This is a genomic window from Paenibacillus sp. FSL M8-0228 (assembly GCF_038007385.1).
GTDB lineage: Bacteria > Bacillota > Bacilli > Paenibacillales > Paenibacillaceae > Paenibacillus > Paenibacillus polymyxa_D.
Genome location: NZ_JBBOXA010000001.1, coordinates 2,025,603 through 2,051,820, shown reverse-complemented (window position 1 = coordinate 2,051,820; position 26,218 = coordinate 2,025,603). Strand labels below are relative to the sequence as shown.

Below are 26,218 nucleotides of genomic sequence, written 5' to 3'. Positions count from 1 at the left end.
CACCCCGCTTGGACTTCTACCCGATCTGGGTCCTCTGATCCCCTCTAGACCGATTGACAAAACTATATATAGATATAAAATAGAGAATGTACTCTAAATATAGTGTAAAAAACGTATTTATGCCCGATATCTTGAAGATACAGGTATGAAAATACATGTAAATATAGAGTCAAAAATCTTAAATGGCGCAGCCAGCAAGGGATTCCATCTATAATAGATCCCAGGCAATGCCGTTTTCTTTTTTCGTTAAATGTTTAAGGGGGTTGCATACCATGCTGATTGCATATGATTCCAAGACCGGCAATGTAAAAAGATTTATAAACAAGCTCAAGCTTCCAGCGGTTCAGATCGAGGAGCAAATGACTATAGAAGAACCTTACGTACTTATTACATATACAACTGGGTTTGGGCAGATACCTGAGAGGGTATCTTCCTTTTTGAAAAAGAATGCTCAAAACCTTGTTGGTGTAGCTGCAAGCGGCAACCGTAACTGGGGTGAGAAATTTGCCAAAAGTGCGGATTTGATTGCCGATCATTATAATGTCCCCGTGATTAGTAAATTTGAATTATCTGGAACGTTCGGAGATGTAGAGCGTTTTAAACAGGAGGTGAGCCGAGTTGCGGCATATTGAATTGAACAACATGTTGATGAAACGCGATACAGACGGCTTTTTCCAATTGGAAAAAGACCAAGAGGCTGTAGCAGAGTTTATGAAGGAAGTTCAGGAACGGAGTTTGAAGTTTGCTGACACAGCCGCTCAAGTGCTGTATATGATTGAGAATGATTATTACGAAAATTTCTATAACAGCTACACGGCTGACGAAATTAATGATATTTTCCATATCACTCATAGCTATAATTTTAAATTTCCTTCCTATATGGCAGCATCCAAGTTTTATACCGACTATGCAATGAAGAGTAACGACCGTAAAGTCTATCTGGAACATTACCCTGACCGGGTTGCTGCTGTCGCGCTGCATTTAGGACGCGGTAACGCCGATACGGCACGCCTGTTGTCTCGCTCGATGATGGAGCAACGTCTCCAGCCAGCGACACCAACGTTCCTGAATGCAGGCAAAAGCCGCCGTGGGGAATTGGTATCCTGCTTCCTGCTCGAAATGGACGACTCCCTGAACTCGATCAACTATGTGCTGAACACCTGCATGCAGTTGTCCAAAATCGGGGGCGGTGTTGCCGTTAACCTGTCGAAGCTGCGGGCACGCGGCGAAGCGATTAAAGGCGTAGAAGGCGCAGCAAAAGGCATTATGCCTGTGCTGAAGCTGATGGAAGACGGCTTCTCCTACGCAGATCAAATGGGGCAACGCAAAGGCTCTGGGGCAGCCTATTACAACATTTTCGGATGGGACGTGCTGGAGTTCCTGGATAGCAAAAAAATCAATGCTGACGAAAGAGTACGTCTCAAGACACTTTCGATTGGATTACTGGTGCCAAATCGCTTTTACAAGCTGGCTCAAGATAACGAACCGCTGCATGTATTTGCTCCTTACAGTGTGTTCAAAGCCTATGGAACACATCTGGACGACATGGATTTGGATGAAATGTACGACACGCTGCTCGCCGACGATCGGGTGAAGAAAAAAATAGCGATGAGCGCACGTGACATGCTGACGAAAATTGCCATGATTCAGTTGGAGTCTGGTTATCCATATATCATGAACAAAAGTAACGCGAACCAGGCACATGCTCTTAAAAACGTGGGTCAAGTCAAGATGTCGAACTTATGCACGGAAATCTTCCAGTTGCAGGAAACTTCCGAAATTACAGATTACGGACAACAGGATACTATCCGCCGGGACGTGAGCTGTAATCTGGCTTCTCTGAACATTGTAAATGTGATGGAGCATGGCAAAATCCGCGAATCCGTTCACGAGGGTATGATTGCTCTTACTTCGGTCAGCGATATGACCCAAGTAGCTAATGCACCAGGTGTCGCGAAAGCGAACCGTGAAATGCATTCCGTCGGTTTGGGTGTCATGAATCTGCACGGCTACTTTGCCAAGAACAAAATTGCGTATGAAAGCAATGAAGCAAAAGACTTTGTCCGTACCTTCTTCATGACGATGAACTATCATTCCATCGAAAAGAGTATGGAAATCGCGAAAGCGGCTGGACAAAGCTTTTATGGATTTGAGGAATCGGATTATGCGACAGGCGTATATTTTGACCGATACCTGAACACAGATTATCGTCCAACAACTGCACGTGTGCAAGAGCTGTTCAAGGGCATCTATGTTCCGACTACAGCGGACTGGGACAAATTAAAAGCAGATGTGATGAAAAATGGCCTGTACCACGCCTATCGTATGGCAATTGCGCCGACTGCCAGCATTTCGTACATTCAAAATGCAACATCCAGCGTCATGCCGATTGTTGAGCAGATTGAAACCCGTACCTATGCCAATTCGACGACCTACTATCCAATGCCTTATTTGCAAAAGGATAACGTGTTCTTCTATAAATCCGCTTATCAAATGGACCAATTCAAAGTGCTGGATCTGATTGCAGAAATCCAGCCGCATGTGGACCAAGGAATTTCGACCGTTCTTCATGTGAACAGTGACGTGACTACGCGTCAGTTAGCACGTTGCTATCTGTACGCCGCACACAAAGGACTTAAATCGTTATACTACACACGCACCAAAAAGCTGTCTGTGGAAGAGTGCCTCACCTGCTCCATCTAAGCATAAATGGTAACAAGCTGTAGTATAAAAATTAGATTTTAAATAGATATGGATGCTTTGCATTAGAAGCTGTATCCAGCGTGTGGTTCAGACCTTTACGGGGCTGGACAAGACCCTCGCGGATACAGCTTCCGTATGTCAAGCATACGATGATTCGCCTGCACTATTTCAATGTGTGTTTCTAGGGAATCTCGCAAGCTGAAGGGAGAATGCTAACAATGACAGGTATACAAGCCGTAAACTGGAATCGCTCGGACGATGATTTTACACTGATGTTCTGGAACCAGAACATCATGCAATTTTGGACGGATGATGAAATCCCGTTGTCTGACGATAAAATGTCCTGGGTAACCCTCAGTGATATCGAAAAAGAAGCCTACATGAAGGTGCTGGGCGGATTAACACTGCTGGATACCATTCAAGGCGGTGTAGGTATGCCGCAAATTATGGAGCATGTGGACGGACTGCAACGCAAAGCCGTACTAAGCTTTATGGCGATGATGGAACAAATCCATGCCAAGTCGTACAGTAGCATCTTTACAACGCTAGCTTCCACGGAAGAAATTGACGGTGTATTCCGCTGGGTGGAAGAAAATCCACATCTCCAAACCAAAGCAGAAACCATTCGTCAATATTATATGAATATCCACACACCGAAAGACCTCTATCTCGCGATGGCTGCGTCGGTGCTGTTAGAAAGCTATTTGTTTTATAGCGGCTTCTTCTATCCTCTTTATCTGGCGGGCCAGGGCAAGCTGACATGTAGTGGAGAAATTATCGATTTGATCTTACGGGACGAAAGTATTCACGGTGTGTACGTAGGTGTACTGGCACAGGAGATTTATGCAGAATTGGACGAGGAAGAACAACGTGATCTTTACCAGACGCTGGTAGGCTTGCTGCGCTACTTGCATAATAACGAGGAACAATACACCGAGCAAATTTACACCCCTATTGGACTCGTAGACGATGTGAAAGTCTTTTTGCGCTATAATGCCAACAAGGCCATGATGAACTTGGGCTTTGATCCACTGTTTGAAGAAGAAGAAGTTAATCCCATTGTATTCAACGGCATCAGCACCCATACTAAGCAGCATGATTTCTTTTCTAAAAAAGGAAACGGCTATGTGCGGGCGATGAATGTAGAGCCGCTGACAGATGATGATTTTAATTTTGGCGTATAAGTACAATTACGTAAAACTGTAAACAAATAGGGTTTCAGAACTTGTCCCTGAGTTCTGAAACCCTATTGCCTAAAGAAAGTAGATAGTTTACATATTTCAGGATTTTGCAAAATCCTCATTTACATGCGTTCGCTTATATAAAACTGGTATTGCCGCTGTTATAAGGATTATACCCATAAAAGCGGGTGCGGCATGACCAAGTGATACATAGATTTGACCCCCAATAATAGGCCCAATCATTCTTGCTAAAGCCTGAATAGATTGACTACCTCCTTGAATCCTTCCTTGTTCACTAGAATCGACAGACTTGGAGAGCATCCCGTTGAATGAAGGTCCAAAGATCGAATCACCAAAACCAAATATAAACATTCCAGCGATAAAAAGAGGATAGAATGAGAACAAAGTAGATAGCGCAATAAGACTGTAACCTATAATCTCCGAAACCATTCCAAGAATGGCTATCTGTTTATCATTAAGTTTTATCAAAAGCTTGGGCATGATGAAACCTTGTGAAATGATGTCTTGGAAACCCATAATTGAAAACATAAGTCCGATTAGTGCAGGCCTCCAACTGAAAGTATCCATTGTAAATTGTGAAAAAACGGCCTGTAAAGATCCGTTGGGTATCCAAAGTAAGAACGCAGAGACAAGTAACCTATTTAAGTTTTTCATGGAAAGCAGATTTGCAAGCTGTGTAAATGGATTCAGTCTTACAAAGGTAATCTCTTTCAGTCTATGTTTCTTGTCAAGGCTCTCAGGCATAAAAAAGAATCCATAAACAACGTTCAATAAAGTTATGATTGCTCCAAAATACATGGGTACAGAATAACCAAACTTGGCAAGTAATCCGCCTAGAGTTGGCCCAATGACAGTGCCTACACCTACAACCGCACTCACCCATCCAAAGTATTTGGTTCTCTCTTCTGGAGGAATGATGTCTGCAAAATAGGCGAAGATCGTGCTTATGCTCCCGCCTGTTAACCCTTCTATGATGCGCCCAGCAAATAGTACCCATAGAGCTCCTCCTATGCCAAAAACCAAGTACCCAATTGCGGAACCCAAAAGGCATACTAAGAGCAATGGACGACGGCCATATTTGTCGCTCAAAGCTCCAAGTACGGGAGCCGCAAAAAACACGCAGAATGCATAAACAGAGGTCAGCAGCGTAACAACTATAGCTTGTTCTCCCGGACTGCTTGTATAAGGCTGCACTAAGAATGGGACGACAGGTATTATGATACTGAAGCCTATTCCGCAAAGAAATACAGAGATAAGGCCGAATATTAAAGCGTGTTTATCTACGGTTTGTTCTGTGTTCTGTTCATTGTGTGATCTACATTTGAACACTTCATTTCTCCCCTTAAAGGTTAATTTTTACTTCCTCGGAAGCAAAAATATCGTATCACAATTTTGCTTCCTCGGCAACAAAATAATAACAAAAAAATGCAGCCCGTTCTCAATAGAGCCCGGCTGCCTATGGTTTGATTTTCATTATTCAAATTTATTCCGTCTTAATATCTATACCCTGTTTTTTTATTTCTGCATCCAAATGCCTACTATACTTTTCCAAGAAGCTAATCATACTGTTAAATTGTTCTTCGGTTACCTGCTCAAATACGGCTTTATCCCGCTCTTGAAACTCTTTGTGCAGTTCCTCATGGATGTTATAGATTACTTTCCCTTCCTCAGTAAGCCTAAAATAGACTTCTTTCTTGTTATCCAGCTTCTGGTAGCTTTCGATAATGCCTTTTTTTATAAGCTTCTTAGTTATTTTACTTATGGCACCGGTAGTCATATAAAGGGACTCCGCAAGTTTTGTCACGTTGGAATCTGCATTTCTTTCAATGTATTCGATGCAATGTACTTCAGAAGGCTTATAACCCTTAAGGCTGTCTTCCATCTTATCTTTATTAAGCCAAACCATCTTGTTAAATAAGTCCCTGAAACCCACTATGACCTGTTCTTCTTTGTTCATGGCCTGTCCTCCCACCCGTTGGTGCATTAACAATACAATATAGTATATTTTTGTTTCTATTTCAACAATATTAAAATAATTATTGAATTGAGCACGAGGGCATACACGAAAAAAAAACGGCCAGATCGCTAAAGTAGCGGAATCGAGCCGTTTTACATTTCTTAAGACCCAGCCTCAGTGAACATTTGAAAAGTGACACCAAACTTGTCTGTTACATTCCCATAAGCTGGACTAAAATGGGTTTCCTGCAAAGGCATTCCCACCTGTCCTCCCTGCTGTAGAGCATTAAACATTTTTTGAGCTTGCTCCACACTATCGGTTGTAATACAGATGCTCACCTGATTCCCGCGGCTAAACGGTGACCCGGGAAAGGTATCAGAAAACATGAGCTCTGTCTCACCCACTTTAAGGGTAGCATGTCCCACACGTTCCTTGACCTCTGCGGGAATGGGAAAATCGGGGTTTTCCGGCATTTCCCCAAAGGTTTGAATAAAAAGCAGTTGAGCATCCAATGCCTCTTTATAAAATTCGATTGCTTCTTTTGCATTTCCATCCATCGTGATGTAAGGAATCAAACGTTTGGACATCTTCAACACAGCTCCTTTAATTCGAGGTGGTTAACCCAGCATTTCTCCTGTATTATATACAAAACTTGTCAAGAAAAACAAATCTGTATTCTTAGCTTTCATGCACTTGAACGCCAAGCTGCTTTAGCTCCTTTATCGCTTCCGTAACGTTACGCTGTGGATGAAGCGCAGAGATCATCTGTGCAGTGATCGGAACGCCGTTGAAAATCTGGCTTACCACCCCTAGAGAAATCGGCAACTCATAGTAACTCTCAGCCCAATCCTGATATTCCTCCGGTGTAACTATAATTTTCCCCAACAAAAAGGATGAGCCATCGTCATATCCCTCAGGAAAGTTCGCGTTGCCCATACGCCACTCTTTATCTCCCGCTTCCCTCCACATACAAAAGGTAACGTCCTCTTTCTCCAGTGCTTCATCTTCCAAAAGCTCCATCATATCATTAGGCACACCGTCATATATGCCCGGCCAGACTTCATAATCGTCTCTCGCATGAGAACTTACAGGGGATTCATGGTCAAACCCCTTCAGCAGCACACCTTCACCCGTCCATAGCATATGAATCGTATCTCCAGCGCCATTGTTTACCTCACCCAGGCACACATCACCAGACCACTCAGACCGCATACGATACGTGCGTAACCAATCTTCTGGAGACAATATAATGTCCAGCGCTGACAGTAGTAGCATTCTGTCTTTTAAACCATTCGGCGTTAGCTGTGCATCAAGCATCATATTCTTCATCATTCCCCCACTTTGTTCATGCGACTAAGAATTCATCTGTCCCTACCTATATCTTTCAAGCTTCGCCCGCTCAACCACCTGCCGAATGAATGGTCCTTTGGCTTCTGTATACGCTGCACGGTCATATTTGAATGCATAGCTTTCTAAAAAATGCCTTCTAATCGTGCTTGGCACAAATCAGAAGGCATTCTCTTGTTCAATTTAAAAATCATTCAGCAACTCCAACCCTATTATTCGGCTTCTCAATCACGATCAGACAGGTGCTGTCTGGAAAAGAAACCTGCTGGCCCTGCTCATCCATGAACTCAACACGTCTGGACAGCGCCTCGGCATAGCCCTCCTGTAAATAATGACGGCTCACGCGGATAATCGCTTGTGATCCAAGTGTGCTACGAATACACTCTTCATACTGTGACGGGGTAAAATAACCAAACTGCTCCTGCACTTCATGCACATAGGCTTCCGCTCCCCATGTATAGGTATAGAGAAATTCCATCGCATCGTTCACTGGTAAAACAGCCTCATGCTCCCCCACACGCTCTATTTCAATGTGGCGACCTGCAAAATCTTGCGCATACCGTATCAGCCATTCCATTCCATCCGGCTCCAAGAATCGAATTCGTCTGCGCTGCTCTACTGGTTCGGTCATAATCCCGTCACGAATGATGATACGCCCGCCGGGTGCAAGCACACGATAGGCGCTCTGCAGAGCTGCCTCCACTGTTTGTGGATTGAACCGAATCCCATCTCGTTCAATGTAGGAATAGAGCTCGTGAAGAATTGAAGAGAAGATGACCGTGTCCATACTCCCCGTTTCCACATATTCCTCTAACTGAAGCGCATCCCCTTTGATGACATCCCAACGATGGCGCTCCAATTGCTTTTTACGTTTAAGTGCCTCAATGACATTTACAGAAATATCAAGACCTAATGGCTTCGCATCTGGTCTTTCCTGTTCGATCAGATCCAGCAGTACACCCCCGCCGGGTCCAATATCCAGTATGCGGGTTCCAGTCACATAATCTAAAATGACCCTTTTGTAATCTACGGTCTGGTTCATATCTGTAAGGTACGTTTCCTCATTGTGAAAGCGATCATACGCATCGCGCCGTAATCCGAACAGATCGAACAGCAGCAGGACTGCTTTGTCATACAGAGGCGTTTTTTCTGCCTCAATACAAAAGTCAATCAGTTTCTCAGCCGCAGATGAAAATACAAAATTAAAAAATACAGTACTCGGCAGCTCTTCTTTATGCTCCACGATCACACTCAAATGAGGATTATGCTTCCGTTTTCCTTTTGAAATGTCCTGCCAAGACAGTGCACTTAAATATTTTTCTATCATTCGTTTTTTATATACGTTAATTTTCTTGACACCACGATAGTCATAGTACATCGTATTCATGAGCGATTCGAAACTGATATGGCGAACGGTCGCAGGCTGTTCCTGCCCTGTGCCATCCCTTAATGTGAGTAAAAATACCTTTACCAGTTCTTGAAGTGAAAAATCCTGCAAAGCTGATTCTACATACCAAAGTGTCCGATTCTCCAACGGAGCCAGCGCCTTCTCTACATTCAACTCCCGCTCTAGTTCTGTGTAAGCCTGCTCGAACGGCTCCCCTTCATGAATGGAAACCGACCGTAATCTTTCCAGTCGCTCCTTTACACTCCAGACTACAGGTGCGTTATCCCATGCAATCCAGCCGATCAGCTGCTCCACTTCACTTCGTACTTGGTCCCATAATGCAGGTTCCACCCCGGCGATAATACACTCGTTCAGGGCCCGTAAAACAAGCTCCAGTTCCTCAGGGCTTAGCCAGCCCTTACGAGTAATTTCAAGCAGCAGTCGATTTTCAGCAAAAGGAATTTCCCCCCGTATATATTGCCCGATCAATCCATGCGTCTCAATCAGAATTCGGGTCATGCTATTGCGCGGGTAAGCAGGGGACTCCGCTTGGGCCTGTCTGACATACAGTTGGGAGGATCCGATATTATGTACAAATAAATTAATACCCTCATGCTGCCAGCGTAGCCGTTCGCGGACTGTGCCTCCTTTGGCTGTCTCAGACCATACCAATACATCCTCCAGTAGCTCTTTAACCCAGAATGACAATGGAAGTCCGTCCAAAATAAGCAACGTACGCTCCACGTAATCCAGTACAGGATTGGCATCCTTTAACTCACCTATAGATCGAATGCGTTCCAAATTTACAATACGCTCCTCAGCCGAAACAAGCAGCTTTAACCAAGTCGGTGTATCCCAGGCCAGATCATTTTCTTTCCTGTAATTAGCAATGGCTTTTAACGATTGCAACATTTTTCTCACCTCGTGTGATTCGGATTCGGTATGCACAGGAGACTTTGAATAAGACATTTGGATTAAAACCTTGTATATACTACACTTTACCATACATTTGTAACTTCCACCTCGTGGAAAATATTAAACATTTGTATCAATCAACCGCTTGACATACTTTCCAAACGCATACATAACCCTCAAGTGCACTAGACAGTGCCACATCAGACAAAACAAATGACCGTAACTTCCATATAAGGAATTACGGTCAGCCTGTTTATTTCCATATACAGTTTAACGACACGACTCCCACTACCTCCATCTTCCGAACTTATCATTCTGGACTTCGTTAACCTGTCCAAAAAATACCTGCATGATCTATTTCTACCTGTTCGAGCTGTTCTTCAAAGCACGGATTAGGTGCAATCTCTTTTACACACTGCCAGCTTTCAGCTTCTTGCCGGGCATATACATGCCAATGATTTTCTTCCCAGCGAAATTGGACAATGTCCGTGCGATCCCACAACTCAGTTTCATTAGAAGGCCTTTCCTCCATCAAGATCAAACAGTTATCCTCTATTTGATAAATGAGCCGCACGTCAGAACGTACGTAGCCTGGCACCTTTAGCGCAATATAGCCATTCAGCAGGTATTCAACCTTTTTAACGGTAAACGGATCGATCCGTTCGTTCACGAGATTTCCACCCCTTGATCAATTCGTAAATATTACGATTTAAATATAGCAGAAATCGAAGTTTTTGAAAAGAGTCCTTCATGCCGTCCCAAAATCAAAAAGATATCCTCCAGCCTGAAGGCTCAGAAGATATCTCATTACTCTTGTTATACGCAGCCGAATCATAATCCCCTATGATTTCTAGAAAGTTAAAGTGCCACTGTGCAACACGTCAACCATCTATAATAGATTTCGCTTATTTATCAACAGAAACGCCATCTGGTACTGGAATACCAAAATCAGGTGTTCCATCTTCTTTCCAGTAGAACGGCTGCACACGTGTATGACGATTCGGATCATACAGCGGGTCGCCTGTAATTTCCTTGTAATTCCGGGCGTGATATACGATTACATCGCTACCATCAGCAGCAACCGTAAAACTGTTATGACCTGGCCCGAATTGTCCTGTTTCCTCATGGGTGCAGAATACCGGCTGAGGTGATTTCGTCCATGATTTCGGATCAAGTAAATCCGCATTCTCATCTGCCGTCAACAGACCCATGCAATAATTGTGGTCTGTGGCGCTAGCTGAATAACTGATAAAGATCCGCCCGTTCCGTTTCAGAACCGCTGCTCCTTCATTCACCTTAAAACCGATGATTTCCCAATCATATTCAGGAGTGGAGATCATCACCTGCTCACCCCGCAACGTCCATGGATTGCTCATTTCGGAAATATACAGATTGGAATTACCGACGATGTCAGGGTCCTTCTGAGCCCACACATAATACAAAACTCCATTATGCTGGAAGGTTGTCGCATCGAGAGCGAACGTCTCCCAACGGGTTTTGATCTGTCCTTTTTCCACCCATTCCCCTTCCAGAGGATTAGCTGAATCATTTTCAAGCACGAACATCCGGTGGTCGAACAGGCCTTCCTTCGTTTCCGTTGTACGAGCTGCTGCAAAATAAATGTACCATTTGTCGTTAATATAATGAATTTCCGGTGCCCAAATGTTCGCACTTAACGGGCCCGTTTCATATTTGTGCCACACTGCGACAGGCTCTGCTGTACTCAAGCCTTGAATAGTACTTGCTCGTCGAACCTCAATGCGGTCATACTCTGGTACAGATCCGGTGAAATAATAGTATCCGTCACTATGCTTGTAAATCCAAGGGTCTGCCCGTTGCTCAATGACCGGATTATTAAAGGGTACAGTTTGATTCATGGTTATTCTCTCCTCTATGTGTAGTATGTAGTTCATACAATTAATCGCTGATACGCTTTCCCCAAATGGAAATTCCCTTTTCATTCATACCCGTGAAAATTAAAGTATGGCGACCAAGCTCCCAGTCCCATGAAGGAAGCAATAACAATTCTTCCTTAGTTCCTTCGGATGTATTGCTCCAATCCATTGTTAGAGTACGCCTGCCATCAAAGCTCCAGTGACCTTCAAGAGAACCGCTGGTTGCCCGCCCTCCATCTTCTAGACGGAGCTGTTCAGCTTCCACCTGGCCGTCTACTTCCTGCTTTATCACGATGCGCTCCCAGTTGCCGGATAATAGCCTTTTGGGTATATCCTGCTCCTTTTCGCCGGCATAGCGCTCTGGAGAGACGACCGGCCAGCCCTCTGCCGTCCACAATATTCTGCGTACATGCAGGTACGGCCAGCTCTTGTCCGTTTCTCCTCGCGCATGATGTACAATATAATAATCCGCACCGTCCTTCAGGACAGAATTGTGACCTGGCGCAACCCAGCCTTCTCCTTCGCTGAACCGATAACCGCCCAATACCTTGTTTCCAATCTCGTATTGAGGCAAATAGTTGGTATCTGCCATATCATGTCCATTCATGTCCACATAAGGGCCTGTGATAGAATCTGAACGGGCAACGCGAACATTGTAGTCCTCAAACAAAGAATCATACGAGACGAACAAGTAGTATTTACGGAACATTGGATTGTACACAATGTAAGGTCCTTCTACAGCACCGTCCTCAGTTGCCCGATCTCTGGCAGCGATATTTTTACCATAGCCAGATTCTTTGAGCTTTCCAGTCTGGGGATCAAGCGGTGTAATATAAATACCGCCGAAAAAAGAGCCGTATACCATCCATGGATTACCCTCTGCATCCAGCACCGGATTGGCATCAATCGCATTCAGCTTGTCATGCTCTTCCGTTTTAACGACCAGCCCCTCATCCTTCCAAGGGCCTTCCGGGGAGCTGGATGTCTGCAATCCGATCGCAGACCGTGTGCTGCCAAAGGTAGAAGCGGAGTAATACATGCGATAGGTATCACCCATCTTGATAATGTCCGGTGCCCACAGATTGGTTGCCGATGACCACGCCTCTGCTACCTTTGGAATGCCGGGGAGTGCATACTGAACCCAGTTCCAATGAATCAGATCAGTCGATTTGCGTACCATGACACCAGGTCTCAATTCTCCACCTGTCTTTACATCCGTTGAGTAGACATAATAGCCTTGATCTGTTTTGATAATCGCCGGGTCATGTGCATTGTTAATGGTCCAGCGCTGTTCATCGTTAATCGTACTTTGATCATACAAGTGATCGGGAGGCGGAGCCTGCGGATACACAGGGTCCGGAGTGTTATCCCCACAGCCGGATAGACCCAGCATGAGCAGCATAACCATAACTGTTATTCTCCTCCTTCCTTTACCCATTACATATTGTGACTGCCTTACATCGTTCATCCGTACCCTCCAAGTGTCAATTAACCTTTGACACCCGAAATGGCAACCGATTCAATAATTTGTTTCTGGAAGATCAAGAATATAATCAGTACAGGTAACAAAGCTATAATGGATGCTGCCATTATAAGCGGATAGTCCGTCTGAATGGCGTAAGTCGCATTAAAATTCGCGATAACCAGCTGCAGTGTTTGCGTTTCTGGTGAGTTCAAGTAAATAATCGGTGCCAAATAATCGTTCCAAATTCCCATGAACCATAAAATAAGCTGTGCCGCAACCGCCGGCTTAATGAGCGGGAACGTAATCGACGAATAGAGTCGGAAATAAGAACTTCCGTCAATTTTCGCAGCTTCGATAATGGCATCTGGTACGCTAAGCAAGTACTGCCGCAGGAAAAAGATCATAACTACATTTCCGAATAAGCCTGGAACGATCAGAGGTAAAAGTGTATCGACCCAGCCAAGTTTGGAAAACATCATAAACTGTGGAATCATAACCGTTGGGTATGGAATCATCATAGATGCGATGAGTGCCAAAAACAGTTTGTTTTTATGAGGGAATCTCAGCTTTGCAAATGCAAAAGCGGCCACACTGGATGTAAAGGTACCCACAACGGTAACACTTACAGCCACAATCACGCTGTTCTTGATCCCGCTTAACAAAGGTCCTGCTTCCCAAATTTCCTTATACTTGCCAAACTGGAACACCTCTGGTATCCATACTGGTGGAAGAGCAAAAACATCCTGCTTTTCTTTCACCGAAGTGGACAGCATCCAAAGCAGTGGCGCGATCATCACAATCGCTCCAATCGCTAGTGCAATAAAGATAATGATATTGGTAACTTTCGTTTTTTGACTATGGGACATAATCAGACTCACTCCTTTCCGCGAAAATCAATCCCCATCAAAGGACGATTTTTCATTCATTTTGAATTGAATCAAAGTTACGATAAAAATGAAGATGCCGAGAATCATAGCCATCGCGGAGGCATATCCCATTTGCAGGTTTTTAAATGCCTTATCCCAAATATAAAAGACGATTGAGGCGGATGAGTATTCCGGACCCCCTGTAGGTGTCATAATGTTCATTTCAGTAAAGATTTGTGAACCACCAATGATATTAGTTACGACCAGGAAGAAGGTTACTGGTTTCACCATTGGCCATGTAATATTGCGGAACATTTGGAATCCGCTAGCTCCATCTAGCTCTGCTGCTTCATAATAAGAGCGAGATACGCTTTGCAGGGCTGCCAAATATAGCAGCATCGTATATCCGAGACCCTTCCAGACGGTCATGAGGATCAAGGCCGGTTTGACCGTATCCTTATCCATTAGCCAGTTAGGACCCTTAATACCGAATATTTCGAGGAATTGGTTCACCAAACCATAGTCCCCGTTGTATGCCCAGTTCCACATAATAGAAACGGCAGCCAACGAAGAAATAACCGGGATATAGTAAATCACACGAAATGTTGTCGTACCTGGAATCTTGCGATTCAAACCTAGTGCCAGCAGTAAAGCTAGTACAAGACCGATTGGAATACCTAGCATTAAGAAAAGAGTATTGTACATCGATTTATAAAAGAGCTCATCGCTAAATAAATCTTTAAAATTGTCGAGACCAATAAAGTTCATTTGTCCCAATCCGTCCCAGTCTGTAAAAGAGCCGTATAATGAATAGACAAACGGGAATAACGTAAAGATTAGCAGACCGAGAATAGGTGGAAGAATAAATAAGTATCCATATACCTTCTCTTTGCGGTAGAGATTAGATTTGGTTATCACAGGGCTCACCTCTGTTTCTAATTTGGAATGAAGATGATGTTAGCAGCATGATATTCAGCCACTAACATCATCCTTTTTTCCTCTATTTACGCATTATTTCTGTGATTTTTTCTCTTGCTCCACCGCTTTATCCAGCAGTTTCTGCATCTTCGGTTGTTCTTGTTTCACATAATCTGCCGCCGTAATTTTACCATCCAGCACAGGTTGAATATCTGTGAAGAAAATATCGTACCATTCTGCATTATACGTATAGTTGCCTGGTAATGAGCGTCCATAGTCATTTACGATATCAATAAATTCTTGTTTATTGTTAGGCTTGGTTTTCGTATCTTTGGACCATTCATCAGCCATGTCCAGCAGATTCGGAATTTGTACCTTGGCATCTACGAGCTGCTTCATTCCTTCTTTAGAAGTCGTCAGATAGTTAACCAGTTCAACAGCTTCATCCGGGTATTTTGTTTTAGAGGAAACGCCGATACCCAGAGAACCGATCCATGTTGCTGATTTGCCAGTCGATCCGGCTGGGAACGGCAGTAAATCATATTCGAATGGCAGTTTTTCAAATGTACTCATATCCCAAGGACCAACCGGGAAGAATGCCATTTCGCCCTTCATCCAACGTTGGTATGTGTCCAATGTTTGTGATTGTTCAATACCAGGTGTGATTTTATATTTGTTTTGCATGTCAGCAAAGTACTGAAGAGCTTCCGCAAATTTCGGATCATCAATCGTTACTTTCGTTTTGCTCTCATCCAGCCAATCAGCCCCATTACTCCATACAAAGGCTTGCAATGCCCACTGAACGTTAAAACCTGTACCGTATTGATCTGGCTTGCCGTCACCATTGGTATCTTTGGTCAACTCTTGGCTAACCTTGATAAATTCATCCCATGTATACGGTTTGTCTTTGTCAGGCAATGGAACGCCCGCTTTTTCGAACATCGTTTTGTTGTAGCCAAGTGCGAATGGACCTAAGTCCTTCGGCATACCGTAAATATCTCCTTGACCGGCCATTTTACCGTCATAGCGATACAAATCTATACCGTATTTCCAGATGTTATCCAGTTTAATATCCTTGTTCTTCTCAATGTAAGGAGTGAGATTCTTCAATACCCCACTGTTTACATAAGCTTTCACATCTCCAGGGGCAAAGTAAAAGATATCTGGAAGATTATTTCCTGTGATCGCAGCTCTTAGCTTTGTAGCATATTGATCCGCTGCCGTCACGACCATTTTAACTTTTACGCCAGGATGTTCCTCTTCAAATTTCTTGATTACTTCCTTATAAGCCTTTTGTTCATCTGTGCCACCACGGAACATGAATGTCAGTTCCTTACTTCCATCACTACTGGAACTTCCCCCACTACAACCAGCCAGTGCAGCCACCATTAACAACAGAACAACCATTGTTATTGCAAAACCTTTTTTCTTTATCAACGCGACCCCTCCTAAATTTAAATGAAACCGCATACATTTAGTGTTAAAATAACTTTATACCACTCGGCCTAATCTTTAACTGTGCGGTACACAACCCGTTGTTGATTGCCGCTGTGATTATCATCCCTCTCATGTACCATATAATTAACATTTTACTTTATCAATAATGAATTCGTTTACAAACAAAATATAGCATGCCTTTCCTCGGTTCGTCAATGTATTTTTCAATCTTTTTAAATAATTATAAAACATAGATTAGAGTAACATGGAAAGCAAAATTAAATCGTATTTAAGTTAACTTTTATCGAAATAATCAGTGATAAAGCTTAAATACGATTTATTTTTGAAGTAATTCTTAATTCGGAGTTTAATTTGCTCCCCTCTTTATTTAGTAAAAAAAATTTACAAAAAAGCAGTTTACTTCTTTTTGATTTTATTTTAACATAAATCAAAGTAAATATATAAGCGCTTACATCACAATTTTTATAGATAAGGATGGTCTATAGCTATGATTTATATTAAGGACTTAATGTCAGGATTAGATATTTTTAAAGCACTGGGTTCAGAAATCCGCATTCAAATTCTCGAGTTACTTGCCTACCAGGGACAAAGTATGAATGACATTGCTAACAAACTTAATTTGAGCAACGGTACCATTACAATGCATATTCGAAAATTGGAAGAATGCGGCCTTGTGGAGATCAATACCGTGAGCGGCAAGCACGGCACCCGAAAAATGTGCTATTTGAACAAGGATAAACTGATGGTAGATTTGCGCAGTAGAGAACAAAAAAATGTGTATGAGGTTGAGATTCGCGTAGGTCATTATAGTAACTATCAAGCGTCCCCCACTTGTGGATTGGTGACCCGAGACAGCATTATCGGCGATTTTGATGATCCACGCTATTTTGCAGATCCCGGGCGGCTGGAGTCGGAAATGATCTGGATGGCTGAGGGCTTTTTGGAATACCGTATCCCCAACTATCTGAAAGCGAATCAATCCTTTAAAGAAATTCAATTCTCCGCAGAACTGGGCTCAGAAGCACCCTGCTATTGTGAGGAATATCCCTCCGATATTTGTTTTCACATTAACGGTATCCCTATTGGGCACTGGACCAGCGCCGGAGATTTTGGAGAAGTGCCGGGGGTTCTCAATCCAGATTGGTGGCCACCGCATCTGAATCAATATGGTATGCTCAAATTAATTCGCATCAATCAACAAGGCAGCTTCATTGATGGGTGCCGCATTTCCGAGGTCACAATAGATGATATTAACCTTAATTATAAAAGCGACATTACACTCCGTTTATCTGTAACCGATGAATCAGAAAACAAAGGAGGACTCACTATTTTTGGCAAAAGATTCGGGAATTTCAGTCAGGATCTGCTTGTGCGCGTGCTTTACGATGTGCATGGGGAGGACAACGCCAACTCCTGACTCGCCACATGTAAAAATAGGCCGAAGCCTGTATTCATGGAATACATGTCCTCGGCCTAAACATCCTGATCCTCACTTAAAGAGATATAGATCAATAAATAAAAAATGACTGCTATCCCAAACACCAGCCAGCAAAAGGACAGCAAATGAAGCCTAGGTCCAGCATATACTCCCCAGCTCCAAATATCCGTAAGGAGCACCAGTGGCTGCAACAACACATCCCAGCTATTCCAGCGAGCAAATCTGCCTATATATACGCCTATGCTGTCCAGCCACAACAACACCAAAACTACAGCCCATGCGAGCCCCTTTGAACAAATCCTCCTCAGCATATGATGGATCACCAACACACAAAGGGATGTAAGAAAAAGGCCAAGCCCTGCTGCTGAAAAAGACGTAAATAAGATTAACCAAAATTGGGTGTTCAACCAAAAACGTGTATCAGGATTCACATCGTAAAAACGAAACGCATGAAGTAACTCAGTCACCAAATAGAGAGCATTCGGCAGAAAAAACAACCATACAATTAAAGAGAAAAATAAAAGAATACTCCTCACTTTTGTACTTCGCAGTCTGGATAAAGCCATCATGCCGAGAGTGATAAAGACCGGAACCCAGGCCAGGAATATATCCCAGTACAGAAATTGATACATCCTCGTTCCGCTTGTGGACTGTAAATACATAATGAGCCCGAAACAGCCCAACGTAGCTACAAGCAGCACTCCCAACAAACTGGGCAGCTTGTAACCCTTCCTTCTTAACAGCAAGTTTCCATCTACCTCCTGCCTGATCATGCGTATATACGTCTTTTTAAGCCCTACTTTATAGCGCTTTCATATTTAGAGAGGGCCTTTGTCTATTTACTCCACGTTTCGTATGTCCTCGGATACATGGGTTGTTATCGTCAAGGCATCAAAGGTAACAGCACAGCCCTCTCCCACCGGAGATTGAGCAACAACTCCGACTTTGAGCTGGTTAGGAACATTCATACCAAAATATCTCGCCAGCCTCCAATGCTGACCGTCTGATGAATAATGAAATGCAAAGCAATTTCCAGCTCGTGCCACTCGTAAATACGGATTGGACACGTCCATCGCCCCAGAGACACAATCATCGGATGTATCCCGAGTGACCACACTAAGAATAGATGGAGTGCTTTCAAAATATTCAAAACACAGCTTAGCCCAGTGGGTATCATCCGCCATCATCATCAAGCATCCTGAATCATAAGGCTGCTTCATATCAACACGAACCCTCGTCCATATTGTAAAATCACCTTGAAGCGTTGTATGCAAAAAGGGTGCGGACGATTTTACCGCTGCGCCAGACGGATCTCTAAAGAAATCTGCCTGTGAAGGTGCAGAAATTTGCAAAGACTTGGAATCATCGAATCTCCATTCAGCCGGCTCATTGATCCAACTCCAATCCGCCGGCATTACTTTACCGCTAAAGCGTTCAAATACGTTCATATGGACACCATTCCTCTCTGGCAATATAGTCATATAACACATTGAAATCTGGGCACAATCCCCTTGATACCACTATATACGTTATTTTCCAGTCGTCAATAATGATGATCTGTCTTTAATGTTTATAAAAAAAAGACTTGCCATCCTGAAATGTTGTGCTTATAATTACACCTAACTTGATACGGTAACAAATTTCAATGACGAGAACGAGTAAGCTATACAGCGGATTTGCAGAGAGTTGGGGCAGGTGAAAGCCAACATTCCGAGGGTAGCCGAACGCCATCTCTGAGAAGCGGGCTGAACCTGAAGTAAGCTCTGCCGCCTTTCCAGCGTTAACCGGAACACGTATTGATGGATACGTGAACAGAGTGTCATTTCGTATGGAATGAAACTAGGGTGGTAACACGGGTATAAACTCGTCCCTTTACAGGGGCGGGTTTTTTTGTTTTTCAAAAAGGAGGAAATCATCATGACAAATGTATCGACAGCAGTATCTATAACCGATTTTTTGACTCCAGCTGTACGGGAAATGCCACCTTCAGGCATCCGTAAGTTTTTTGAATATAGTACAGGCAGAAAAGATATTGTATCGCTTGGTGTCGGTGAACCTGACTTTGTAACCCCTCAACATGTCAGAAAGGCCTGTATCACAGCACTGGAAAATGGTAAAACATCATACACACCGAATGCTGGACTTCCCGAGCTTCGTGAGGAGATTGCCGGGTATCTGGAGAGCAGCTTCAGCACATCCTACAACCCGACAGATGAAATCATGGTTACCATTGGAAGCAGTGAAGCACTGGATTTGGCACTACGCGCCCTGATCACCACACACGATGAAATACTTATTCCGGCTCCATGTTATATTTCGTATTCGCCCATCACGTTTCTGAACGGAGGACATACCGTAACGGTTGAAACCTCTGCGGATCAGCAGTTCAAGCTAACAGTTGAGGCACTCCAAGCCAAGCTGACTCCACGTTCCAAAGTGCTTATTCTCTGTTATCCGAATAATCCGACGGGTGGGGTGATGACCTATGAGGATTGGTTGCCGATTGCCCGCCTGGTTGAGGAGCATAATCTTGTCGTTATATCAGACGAAATATATGCTGAACTGACCTATGGACAGAAGCATGTAAGCTTCGCTTCTCTGCCGGGAATGAAAGAGCGTACCCTGCTCATCAGCGGCTTTTCCAAAGCATTTGCGATGACAGGCTGGAGGGTCGGCTATGTGTGCGGCCCAAGAGAGTTGATTTCAGCTATGCTGAAGATTCATCAATATACCGCCATGTGCGCTCCTATTATCGGGCAAATTGCCGCTATTGAATCCCTGCGTAACGGGCTAGAGGAAAAAGATCGTATGATGGAATCTTACAATCTGCGTAGAAAATGGTTCGTTGAAGGCCTATGTCAGACAGGACTGCCATGTCACGAACCAAATGGTGCCTTCTATGCTTTTCCCTCCATTATGCACACAGGGTTAAGCTCAGAGCAGTTTGCCAAGCGGTTGCTGGAAGAAGAAGGAGTCATTACTGTACCCGGTTCCGCATTTGGCCCAGGCGGCGAGGGCTTTATCCGTTGCTCATATGCGTCATCGCGAGAACAGTTGGAAATGGCTTTGGAGCGCATTAGCGCATTTTTGAAGCGCCTGTAAATGCGATTTTTCCTATCTTGAAATGAACATGAGTACTGGATGAACCCTACTGTAACAGCTTCTGAATAAGCTTTTTCTGGTGTGCTGGCAAGCCTTCCGGCCATTCCCCTACACGGCAATAACAAATGTCGGAGATTTCGGCGCTTGGTCGGAAAGTACCCGGGATAACCCGGCCTGTGAAAATGAGATCCACACGGTTCGGCGTCTGACCAAACTGGGCTTGTGCTAATGAGGTGATCTCTACCTCCAGCCCGGTTTCTTCTCGGACTTCGCGCTGTAGTGCGATTTCCGGCTGCTCTAGCTCCATCCAGCCACCGGGAATTCCCCACGGTTGCTTCCGGTATACGTGCTTTAATAGCAGCACTTCCCCGGCATCATTCGTAAAAATGCCCAACACAGCAATCAAAAATTTGTGCTGCGCCCGATACACCAATGCATTTTTCAATCGAGTGAACGGCGTGTGCTTATACATGAATACAAGCCAATCCCGTGGAATTTTATTTACCAGCTTAGCCAGCATCGTGCACCTCCTGTTGAGCATTACGGCTGTATAACTGAGCATTTTCCGCATCAAAACAAACAAAAATAATCTCATTCAAAGCCGAATGTTCACGTACAAAACGTGTCACTTCCTGTATAGCAATATCCGCCGCCTTTTCTTTCGGGAAACAGTAGATGCCTGTGCTGATATTCGGAAAAGCAATGCTTCGTGCATTCAGTTCTAAAGCTAATTGGAGTGCATTATGGTAGCATTTCGCCAATAGCTCCTCTTCCCGATGGTCGCCACCATTCCACACAGGGCCGACGGTATGAATAACATATTGGGCATCCAGCTTGCCAGCTGTGGTATAAACTGCCTCTCCTACGGGACATCCACCCTGCTTGTTTCTGATACTTACACAATCTTCTAAGATAGCCGGACCGCCAGCCCTATGAATCGCGCCGTCTACGCCACCGCCACCCAGCAAGCTTGTATTGGCTGCATTGACAATAATATCCGCCTTACAACGGGTAATATCCCCTTGCAACACACGTATTGTCACGTTCAATAGTTCAATTTGGGTATCCATTGATCCTCTCCCTCTTCTAAAAATCAACTCGTTTATATAGTCATCTTATAGTCTCTACAGGCAATTTCTACTATATCGTCATAGGTTTTTCAACATATAGTGCTTTAGATTTTTCCCCCGTGCGCTTGCTACTGTAGCTAATAACGGCGTATCTATAAGCTCATCAAAGCTGCTGCCCTGCGTATATTCCCGTTCAGACATGTGCAAAGCGACGTCCAATTCAATCATGTTGAAGTAGTAGACTTCTGTAAATATCAGTTCATAAGGCACAAAATCATCTGCTGCTTCCGTTGCCAGCCCCCCATTAATCTCTCCCTTTAAAATCAGCTCCTTCTTCGAATAATTCATATGCACATGGTCCAAATAGATCGCATCTCGTCCATACAATACTCCAATCGGGGTTTGAACGGCCTTTATCTGTGGCATCCACGCTCCCCTCCCTTCATCTCTATTTCCCATCCAGCAACATAAGTGCGGTCGCAACCGCATGATCCACAAAAGAACGCTCTGGGCGTGATTTCATCATCACGGTAATCCCGATTAACAAAGAGACCAACATATGCGCCAAAGCCCGTGCATCCATAGTCGCCTCAAGCTCCCCAGATTGAATACCACGTTCGAGGGTCTCCTGAAAGACAGCAGAAAGATACATTTGATGTTCTCTAGTTAAAATTTCGAATTTTTCATCATGAGGGGCTAATTCTACCATCGTGTTGATGCAAAAGCATCCCTTATTGGGTCCCTCCTCGTACTCTTCTGCCACCACTCCTCCAAAAAAATTGTAAAATGCTTCTTTTACAGATGAACTATTTTGCAGTTTAGCCCTTACACAAGCTGCATGAGATTGCGTATATTTGCGCAGCGCGGCTTCGAATAATTGCTTCTTGTCTCCAAAAGCAGCGTAAATGCTAGGACGCTGAATTCCCATTTTTAAGGTTAAATCGCTTAAAGAGGTAGCCTCGAATCCTTTTTCCCAAAAAATTTGCATCGCTGCATCCAACGCTTGATCTTCATCAAATTCCCGTGGTCGAACCATAAGCAACTCCTTCTTTTTGTATCGTTCAGTATATTAAGATTGTATGATTACGAAAAGGAACTGTCAAATATGTACAGGATAAACTCTTGACATAACATATATGCACGAGTTATATTGACCTAAATTAATTACATACCAATCGGTATATTATACTTAACGGTATGTAACTTACAGAAAGCGATGTGGTATGTGAAAATGAAGACGTCAGAAGAAAAAGCGGTACTCTTCCCTCATCAAACGGTAGCAGGTGCTACCGAAACAGCCCCCCTTCCCTCCCTGTCCCGATCTGTGGCACTCCTATTTGCCATAGCCTGCGGGCTGGCTGTCGCTAACATTTACTATGCACAGCCACTGTTGGATGCGCTGGCAAATGAATTTGGCATTACGCACTCATCGGTAGGCATGGTCATTACCATCACGCAAATTTGTTATGCATTAGGTTTATTGCTGCTCGTCCCGCTTGGCGATCTTTTGAATCGACGGCGGCTGATTGCTGGGCAAATGCTACTGTCCGTGCTGGCATTAATCGTGGTTAGCTTTGCTCCTACTCGTACAATACTACTTATGGGAATGGCAATGGTTGGACTGCTGGCTGTAGTTACTCAAACACTCGTGGCTTTCGCCTCTACCTTGGCTAATCCGACTGAACGGGGTAAGGTCGTAGGTCTGGTGACCAGTGGAGTCGTTATCGGCATTCTGCTTGCACGAACCGTGGCCGGTGTATTAACTGATCTGGCAGGCTGGCGTTCAGTTTACCTTGTTTCTGCTATACTTACGCTGTTTATGGCTGTAGCTCTGTTGCGGGTGTTGCCAAAGAACGAACCCACGAGTGCGACACTTTCCTATCCGCAGCTGCTCCGATCGGTTATCTTGTTGTTCGTGCAAGAACGAATTCTACGCATTCGCGCTGTCCTTGCGTTGCTCATTTTTATGGCATTCAGCATATTGTGGACTTCGCTTGTGTTACCTCTCAGTGCCCCGCCTCTATCTCTTTCACATACAGCCATCGGAGCCTTTGGCCTGGCTGGAGTCGCCGGAGCATTAGCAGCAGCACGAGCAGGGCGTCTTGCTGATCAAGGCTTGGGACAACGGACGACAGGTATCGCACTCGTTGTATTGCTGCTGTCCTGGTTACCTATCCGCTACACCGAGCATTCTTTGTTCGCTTTAGTTCTTGGCGTAATACTTTTGGATTTGGCCGTACAGGCTGTACATGTCACCAACCAAAGCTTGATTTTCAATGTTCGCCCTGAGGCACGGAGCCGACTTACCGCAGGCTACATGATATTTTATTCCATCGGTAGCGCCACCGGGGCTATTGCTTCCACTCATATGTACATCTATGCCGGATGGAACGGGGTGTGTCTATTAGGAGCTGGTGTCAGTGCTCTGGCTCTCATCTTTTGGGCTGTGACCCGACGTTCAACTTGATGGGGAGAATGCTATGGATTGAATCAGAAAAAACCGCCGGGTCCACGACAATGACCGGGTGGTTCTCTTCTGTCACGACAAAATCATCACTTGATTGCGATATAAATCAAAACAGGTTCATCAGGACTGCCATACACTTCAAAATCACCTGTGTATGTCCGCTCCCCTTGTCCCGTGGCAGCCCACTCCCAGATCGTCTGCCATACTCGGAAGATAGAAGAGGGTTCCTGAGTTGTCTGAAAAATGGCGTAGCGTGCAGCCGGAATAACAAGTTCTTCAAGATCGTCAGGAGTTTGGAAATCAACAGCCGCTTCCTTCCCGATAAAGAATGTATACTCGCCCAAAGCTCCATTTTCATAGTCAGTATAGCAACCATAGACGGAAGCAGATCCTTCATGCCCCCTGATCCGACCTGGCACACCCTCGCTCCAAAAACGTTCCCACATATTTGGAATGATCCCGTGAGATGTTTGTTCCTTCTGATTATTTGTACGTGCTTTTAGTCCAATTAAATGGATTTCACCTCGGTATTCCTCCCGAATGGGTCCATCAAGTTGAAGCTCTGTATCCTCTAAAGACCTCCACCTTTTCAAATGCGGTAGGTAATTACGCAGCATCGAAGTCGCTTCTTCTGCCTGCATCCCCTCTTCTACCAGGATAGGCACACACTGCTGAATCATCCCCTCCATAGTCAATTCAGGCTGTACAAATTCGCCTTCCTTGTAACAATACTTGCAATACTCATCCGTTTTATGATGTTGTGCATCCGTTCCATATTGGTCCTCATGCTCCAGCGGCATCCCACAACTTTGACAAGCTTTATCCATCCTCGTAAATCCCCTTTCGCTATCTGATATCAGGTATGCCACCAGTATAACGAAACAAACCTGACAACTATGGGTCAGGTTTGTTTTACTTTAATCTAAGAATTCCTTTATGATTCCCGAACTTCTTCGTAATTAGACGCAATACGCAGCGCCATCTTATGAATCTTATCCCGCAAATGGGCTGGTTCTTTGACAACCACATCCGGTCCCAGGCTTAAAATAAATCCGTACGCCCATGCATCCTCAGGAAACGGGACCGAGACCGTATAGATCCCTTCCTCCTGCTCGGTCAATGCTTCTACGCCAAACCAGTCCTCCGCCAGATGCCTTGAGTTACGGTTAAATTGTAGCGTAAATGGTTGTACGGCCCTGGATACCTCCATCCGCCCCTCATTCCACGGCAACACTTCATAAGAAAGATCCCTGCGAGCAAAAACGGTCTCTGTAACCACAGGGTCACTCATGCGGGAAAGCTTGAATAGACGAAACTGCTCCCTATCGGGACAATATGCATATACAAACCATTGTTGTCCTTTCAGAACGAGCGTATGCGGTTCAACATTCCGTTCTGTAATGGCTCCCCCCGCATTTCGATAGGTAAAGGCGACAGTGCGCGCTTGGCTCATTGCTTCTTTTACCTTTATCAATTTGCCTTCCTGCGCAGCCCGATTTCCCCATCCCGAATGATCGACGATAAACTGTGTGGTATGGACACTAAATTGCTCTTTCCCAGACTCTGGTATAATACTTTCAAATTTATGAAGTAACCGCGACACATTCGGGCCGCCCAACGACGAGGACAAACTCTGCAGCCCCATTACAATGTCCTTGACATCATGATCCGTCAACATACTGCGATCCAGGCGGTATCCTTCCATCAAGCCGATCCCCCCATTGGCTCCCTGATAAGTCACCACCGGAATACCTGCCATACTAATCGCTTCAATATCTCTATAGATCGTCCGGATCGAAACCTCATATAAATCAGCCAGTTCCTTCGCTTGTATTCTATTTTTCTTTAGCAGCAAAATGACGATAGAAAGCAATCGGTCAATTTTCATTTTTTCAAAACCTTTCACCATTAATAAAAATAAGCGATGAACTCCTCATCGTATTCCTTCATCTTACTCTATCTCTTATCTTGGGATTTAGCAAAAATCCAATGAGCGACTTTCAATGAACAAGATATAGATCGAAATGG

Annotated in this window: 25 protein-coding genes and 1 other annotated feature; of the genes, 6 read left to right on the top strand and 19 right to left on the bottom strand. The window is 44.3% G+C overall.

Features of this window, described 5'->3' with window-relative positions; translation table 11 throughout:
- Positions 1-272 precede the first annotated feature (272 nt).
- The 3 genes from nrdI to nrdF all read left to right on the top strand — a co-directional run bounded on the left by nrdI (position 273) and on the right by nrdF (position 3,887).
- The gene (nrdI, locus tag MKY98_RS09650; protein WP_016819181.1) at positions 273-632 is read left to right on the top strand and encodes a class Ib ribonucleoside-diphosphate reductase assembly flavoprotein NrdI; all 360 of its coding nucleotides are present in this window, start codon (positions 273-275) and stop codon (positions 630-632) included.
- Positions 619-2,703 (top strand): class 1b ribonucleoside-diphosphate reductase subunit alpha, encoded by a 2,085-nt coding sequence (nrdE, locus tag MKY98_RS09645; RefSeq protein ID WP_029516761.1) that lies wholly within the window; start codon positions 619-621, stop codon positions 2,701-2,703. Before nrdI ends, nrdE begins: the two co-directional genes overlap by 14 nt.
- 218 nt (positions 2,704-2,921) lie before the next feature.
- A complete protein-coding gene (gene nrdF, locus MKY98_RS09640; protein ID WP_029516760.1) occupies positions 2,922-3,887 on the top strand; it encodes a class 1b ribonucleoside-diphosphate reductase subunit beta in 966 nt (321 codons plus the stop codon).
- A gap of 96 nt (positions 3,888-3,983) precedes the next feature.
- On the opposite strand, the gene MKY98_RS09635 is transcribed toward nrdF, so the two are convergent.
- The 11 genes from MKY98_RS09635 to MKY98_RS09585 all read right to left on the bottom strand — a co-directional run bounded on the left by MKY98_RS09635 (position 3,984) and on the right by MKY98_RS09585 (position 16,092).
- Complete coding sequence (locus MKY98_RS09635; RefSeq protein WP_069011356.1) at positions 3,984-5,234, bottom strand: MFS transporter; 1,251 nt, start codon at positions 5,232-5,234, stop codon at positions 3,984-3,986.
- 154 nt (positions 5,235-5,388) lie between these two features.
- Positions 5,389-5,862 (bottom strand): MarR family transcriptional regulator, encoded by a 474-nt coding sequence (locus MKY98_RS09630; protein WP_029516758.1) that lies wholly within the window; start codon positions 5,860-5,862, stop codon positions 5,389-5,391.
- 161 nt (positions 5,863-6,023) lie between these two features.
- Complete coding sequence (locus MKY98_RS09625; RefSeq protein ID WP_029516757.1) at positions 6,024-6,449, bottom strand: VOC family protein; 426 nt, start codon at positions 6,447-6,449, stop codon at positions 6,024-6,026.
- Between the two features lie 91 nt (positions 6,450-6,540).
- Positions 6,541-7,191 carry a hypothetical protein gene (locus tag MKY98_RS09620; RefSeq protein WP_069011355.1) on the bottom strand — a complete coding sequence of 217 codons (651 nt, stop codon included), beginning with the start codon at positions 7,189-7,191 and terminating at the stop codon, positions 6,541-6,543.
- 208 nt (positions 7,192-7,399) lie between these two features.
- On the bottom strand, positions 7,400-9,508 hold the full coding sequence (locus MKY98_RS09615) for a class I SAM-dependent methyltransferase (RefSeq protein WP_029516755.1): 2,109 nt from the start codon (positions 9,506-9,508) through the stop codon (positions 7,400-7,402).
- Between the two features lie 328 nt (positions 9,509-9,836).
- Positions 9,837-10,181, bottom strand: a complete 345-nt coding sequence (locus tag MKY98_RS09610) for a DUF3024 domain-containing protein (protein ID WP_238794840.1) — start codon at positions 10,179-10,181, stop codon at positions 9,837-9,839.
- Positions 10,182-10,416: 235 nt separating this feature from the next.
- Complete coding sequence (locus tag MKY98_RS09605; RefSeq protein ID WP_029516753.1) at positions 10,417-11,388, bottom strand: glycoside hydrolase family 43 protein; 972 nt, start codon at positions 11,386-11,388, stop codon at positions 10,417-10,419.
- A gap of 40 nt (positions 11,389-11,428) precedes the next feature.
- On the bottom strand, positions 11,429-12,814 hold the full coding sequence (locus tag MKY98_RS09600; RefSeq protein WP_069011354.1) for an arabinan endo-1,5-alpha-L-arabinosidase: 1,386 nt from the start codon (positions 12,812-12,814) through the stop codon (positions 11,429-11,431).
- A gap of 80 nt (positions 12,815-12,894) precedes the next feature.
- The gene (locus MKY98_RS09595; RefSeq protein WP_029516751.1) at positions 12,895-13,737 is read right to left on the bottom strand and encodes a carbohydrate ABC transporter permease; all 843 of its coding nucleotides are present in this window, start codon (positions 13,735-13,737) and stop codon (positions 12,895-12,897) included.
- Positions 13,738-13,764: 27 nt separating this feature from the next.
- Positions 13,765-14,655: a carbohydrate ABC transporter permease gene (locus MKY98_RS09590; RefSeq protein WP_013309768.1), complete on the bottom strand. Its 891-nt coding sequence runs from the start codon at positions 14,653-14,655 to the stop codon at positions 13,765-13,767.
- A 93-nt stretch (positions 14,656-14,748) separates the two neighbouring features.
- Complete coding sequence (locus tag MKY98_RS09585) at positions 14,749-16,092, bottom strand: ABC transporter substrate-binding protein (RefSeq protein ID WP_029516750.1); 1,344 nt, start codon at positions 16,090-16,092, stop codon at positions 14,749-14,751.
- 508 nt (positions 16,093-16,600) lie between these two features.
- Here MKY98_RS09585 and MKY98_RS09580 point away from each other — a divergent pair.
- The gene (locus tag MKY98_RS09580) at positions 16,601-17,530 is read left to right on the top strand and encodes an ArsR/SmtB family transcription factor (RefSeq protein ID WP_029516749.1); all 930 of its coding nucleotides are present in this window, start codon (positions 16,601-16,603) and stop codon (positions 17,528-17,530) included.
- 56 nt (positions 17,531-17,586) lie between these two features.
- On the opposite strand, the gene MKY98_RS09575 is transcribed toward MKY98_RS09580, so the two are convergent.
- Positions 17,587-18,297: a DUF1361 domain-containing protein gene (locus MKY98_RS09575; RefSeq protein ID WP_069011353.1), complete on the bottom strand. Its 711-nt coding sequence runs from the start codon at positions 18,295-18,297 to the stop codon at positions 17,587-17,589.
- 93 nt (positions 18,298-18,390) lie between these two features.
- Positions 18,391-18,999 (bottom strand): DUF1349 domain-containing protein, encoded by a 609-nt coding sequence (locus tag MKY98_RS09570; RefSeq protein WP_069011352.1) that lies wholly within the window; start codon positions 18,997-18,999, stop codon positions 18,391-18,393.
- Positions 19,000-19,187: 188 nt separating this feature from the next.
- Positions 19,188-19,426, top strand: a binding site (T-box leader).
- A 42-nt stretch (positions 19,427-19,468) separates the two neighbouring features.
- Between MKY98_RS09570 and MKY98_RS09565 the strand changes: the two genes are divergently transcribed.
- A complete protein-coding gene (locus tag MKY98_RS09565) occupies positions 19,469-20,653 on the top strand; it encodes an aminotransferase class I/II-fold pyridoxal phosphate-dependent enzyme (protein ID WP_069011351.1) in 1,185 nt (394 codons plus the stop codon).
- Between the two features lie 46 nt (positions 20,654-20,699).
- Here MKY98_RS09565 and MKY98_RS09560 read toward each other — a convergent pair whose 3' ends face one another.
- The 4 genes from MKY98_RS09560 to MKY98_RS09545 all read right to left on the bottom strand — a co-directional run bounded on the left by MKY98_RS09560 (position 20,700) and on the right by MKY98_RS09545 (position 22,759).
- Positions 20,700-21,173, bottom strand: a complete 474-nt coding sequence (locus MKY98_RS09560; protein WP_069011350.1) for an NUDIX hydrolase — start codon at positions 21,171-21,173, stop codon at positions 20,700-20,702.
- Positions 21,163-21,723, bottom strand: coding sequence for an O-acetyl-ADP-ribose deacetylase (locus MKY98_RS09555; protein WP_069011349.1), 561 nt, complete (start codon positions 21,721-21,723; stop codon positions 21,163-21,165). Before MKY98_RS09555 ends, MKY98_RS09560 begins: the two co-directional genes overlap by 11 nt.
- A gap of 78 nt (positions 21,724-21,801) precedes the next feature.
- A complete protein-coding gene (locus MKY98_RS09550) occupies positions 21,802-22,149 on the bottom strand; it encodes a hypothetical protein (RefSeq protein WP_245231561.1) in 348 nt (115 codons plus the stop codon).
- Between the two features lie 22 nt (positions 22,150-22,171).
- The gene (locus MKY98_RS09545) at positions 22,172-22,759 is read right to left on the bottom strand and encodes a TetR/AcrR family transcriptional regulator (protein ID WP_029516743.1); all 588 of its coding nucleotides are present in this window, start codon (positions 22,757-22,759) and stop codon (positions 22,172-22,174) included.
- Between the two features lie 195 nt (positions 22,760-22,954).
- Between MKY98_RS09545 and MKY98_RS09540 the strand changes: the two genes are divergently transcribed.
- Complete coding sequence (locus MKY98_RS09540; protein ID WP_069011348.1) at positions 22,955-24,190, top strand: MFS transporter; 1,236 nt, start codon at positions 22,955-22,957, stop codon at positions 24,188-24,190.
- 86 nt (positions 24,191-24,276) lie between these two features.
- Here MKY98_RS09540 and MKY98_RS09535 read toward each other — a convergent pair whose 3' ends face one another.
- Together MKY98_RS09535 and MKY98_RS09530 are read right to left on the bottom strand one after the other, a co-directional pair.
- A complete protein-coding gene (locus tag MKY98_RS09535) occupies positions 24,277-25,017 on the bottom strand; it encodes a zinc ribbon domain-containing protein (RefSeq protein ID WP_029516741.1) in 741 nt (246 codons plus the stop codon).
- Between the two features lie 107 nt (positions 25,018-25,124).
- Positions 25,125-26,078 (bottom strand): helix-turn-helix transcriptional regulator, encoded by a 954-nt coding sequence (locus MKY98_RS09530; RefSeq protein ID WP_039270185.1) that lies wholly within the window; start codon positions 26,076-26,078, stop codon positions 25,125-25,127.
- Between the last annotated feature and the right edge of the window lie 140 nt (positions 26,079-26,218).

Excerpts from the sequence above, each read along its gene's own strand:
- MKY98_RS09595 (WP_029516751.1), bottom strand. The coding sequence starts at position 13,737 with ATGTCCCATAGTCAAAAAACGAAAGTTACCAATATCATTATCTTTATT.
- nrdF (WP_029516760.1), top strand. The coding sequence starts at position 2,922 with ATGACAGGTATACAAGCCGTAAACTGGAATCGCTCGGACGATGATTTT.
- MKY98_RS09625 (WP_029516757.1), bottom strand. The coding sequence starts at position 6,449 with ATGTCCAAACGTTTGATTCCTTACATCACGATGGATGGAAATGCAAAA.
- MKY98_RS09605 (WP_029516753.1), bottom strand. The coding sequence starts at position 11,388 with ATGAATCAAACTGTACCCTTTAATAATCCGGTCATTGAGCAACGGGCA.
- MKY98_RS09545 (WP_029516743.1), bottom strand. The coding sequence starts at position 22,759 with ATGGTTCGACCACGGGAATTTGATGAAGATCAAGCGTTGGATGCAGCG.
- MKY98_RS09540 (WP_069011348.1), top strand. The coding sequence starts at position 22,955 with ATGAAGACGTCAGAAGAAAAAGCGGTACTCTTCCCTCATCAAACGGTA.
- MKY98_RS09560 (WP_069011350.1), bottom strand. The coding sequence starts at position 21,173 with ATGCTGGCTAAGCTGGTAAATAAAATTCCACGGGATTGGCTTGTATTC.
- MKY98_RS09550 (WP_245231561.1), bottom strand. The coding sequence starts at position 22,149 with ATGCCACAGATAAAGGCCGTTCAAACCCCGATTGGAGTATTGTATGGA.
- MKY98_RS09530 (WP_039270185.1), bottom strand. The coding sequence starts at position 26,078 with ATGAAAATTGACCGATTGCTTTCTATCGTCATTTTGCTGCTAAAGAAA.
- MKY98_RS09570 (WP_069011352.1), bottom strand. The coding sequence starts at position 18,999 with ATGAACGTATTTGAACGCTTTAGCGGTAAAGTAATGCCGGCGGATTGG.
- MKY98_RS09535 (WP_029516741.1), bottom strand. The coding sequence starts at position 25,017 with ATGGATAAAGCTTGTCAAAGTTGTGGGATGCCGCTGGAGCATGAGGAC.
- nrdI (WP_016819181.1), top strand. The coding sequence starts at position 273 with ATGCTGATTGCATATGATTCCAAGACCGGCAATGTAAAAAGATTTATA.
- MKY98_RS09620 (WP_069011355.1), bottom strand. The coding sequence starts at position 7,191 with ATGAAGAATATGATGCTTGATGCACAGCTAACGCCGAATGGTTTAAAA.
- MKY98_RS09555 (WP_069011349.1), bottom strand. The coding sequence starts at position 21,723 with ATGGATACCCAAATTGAACTATTGAACGTGACAATACGTGTGTTGCAA.
- MKY98_RS09615 (WP_029516755.1), bottom strand. The coding sequence starts at position 9,508 with ATGTTGCAATCGTTAAAAGCCATTGCTAATTACAGGAAAGAAAATGAT.
- MKY98_RS09630 (WP_029516758.1), bottom strand. The coding sequence starts at position 5,862 with ATGAACAAAGAAGAACAGGTCATAGTGGGTTTCAGGGACTTATTTAAC.
- MKY98_RS09600 (WP_069011354.1), bottom strand. The coding sequence starts at position 12,814 with ATGGTTATGCTGCTCATGCTGGGTCTATCCGGCTGTGGGGATAACACT.
- MKY98_RS09565 (WP_069011351.1), top strand. The coding sequence starts at position 19,469 with ATGACAAATGTATCGACAGCAGTATCTATAACCGATTTTTTGACTCCA.
- MKY98_RS09580 (WP_029516749.1), top strand. The coding sequence starts at position 16,601 with ATGATTTATATTAAGGACTTAATGTCAGGATTAGATATTTTTAAAGCA.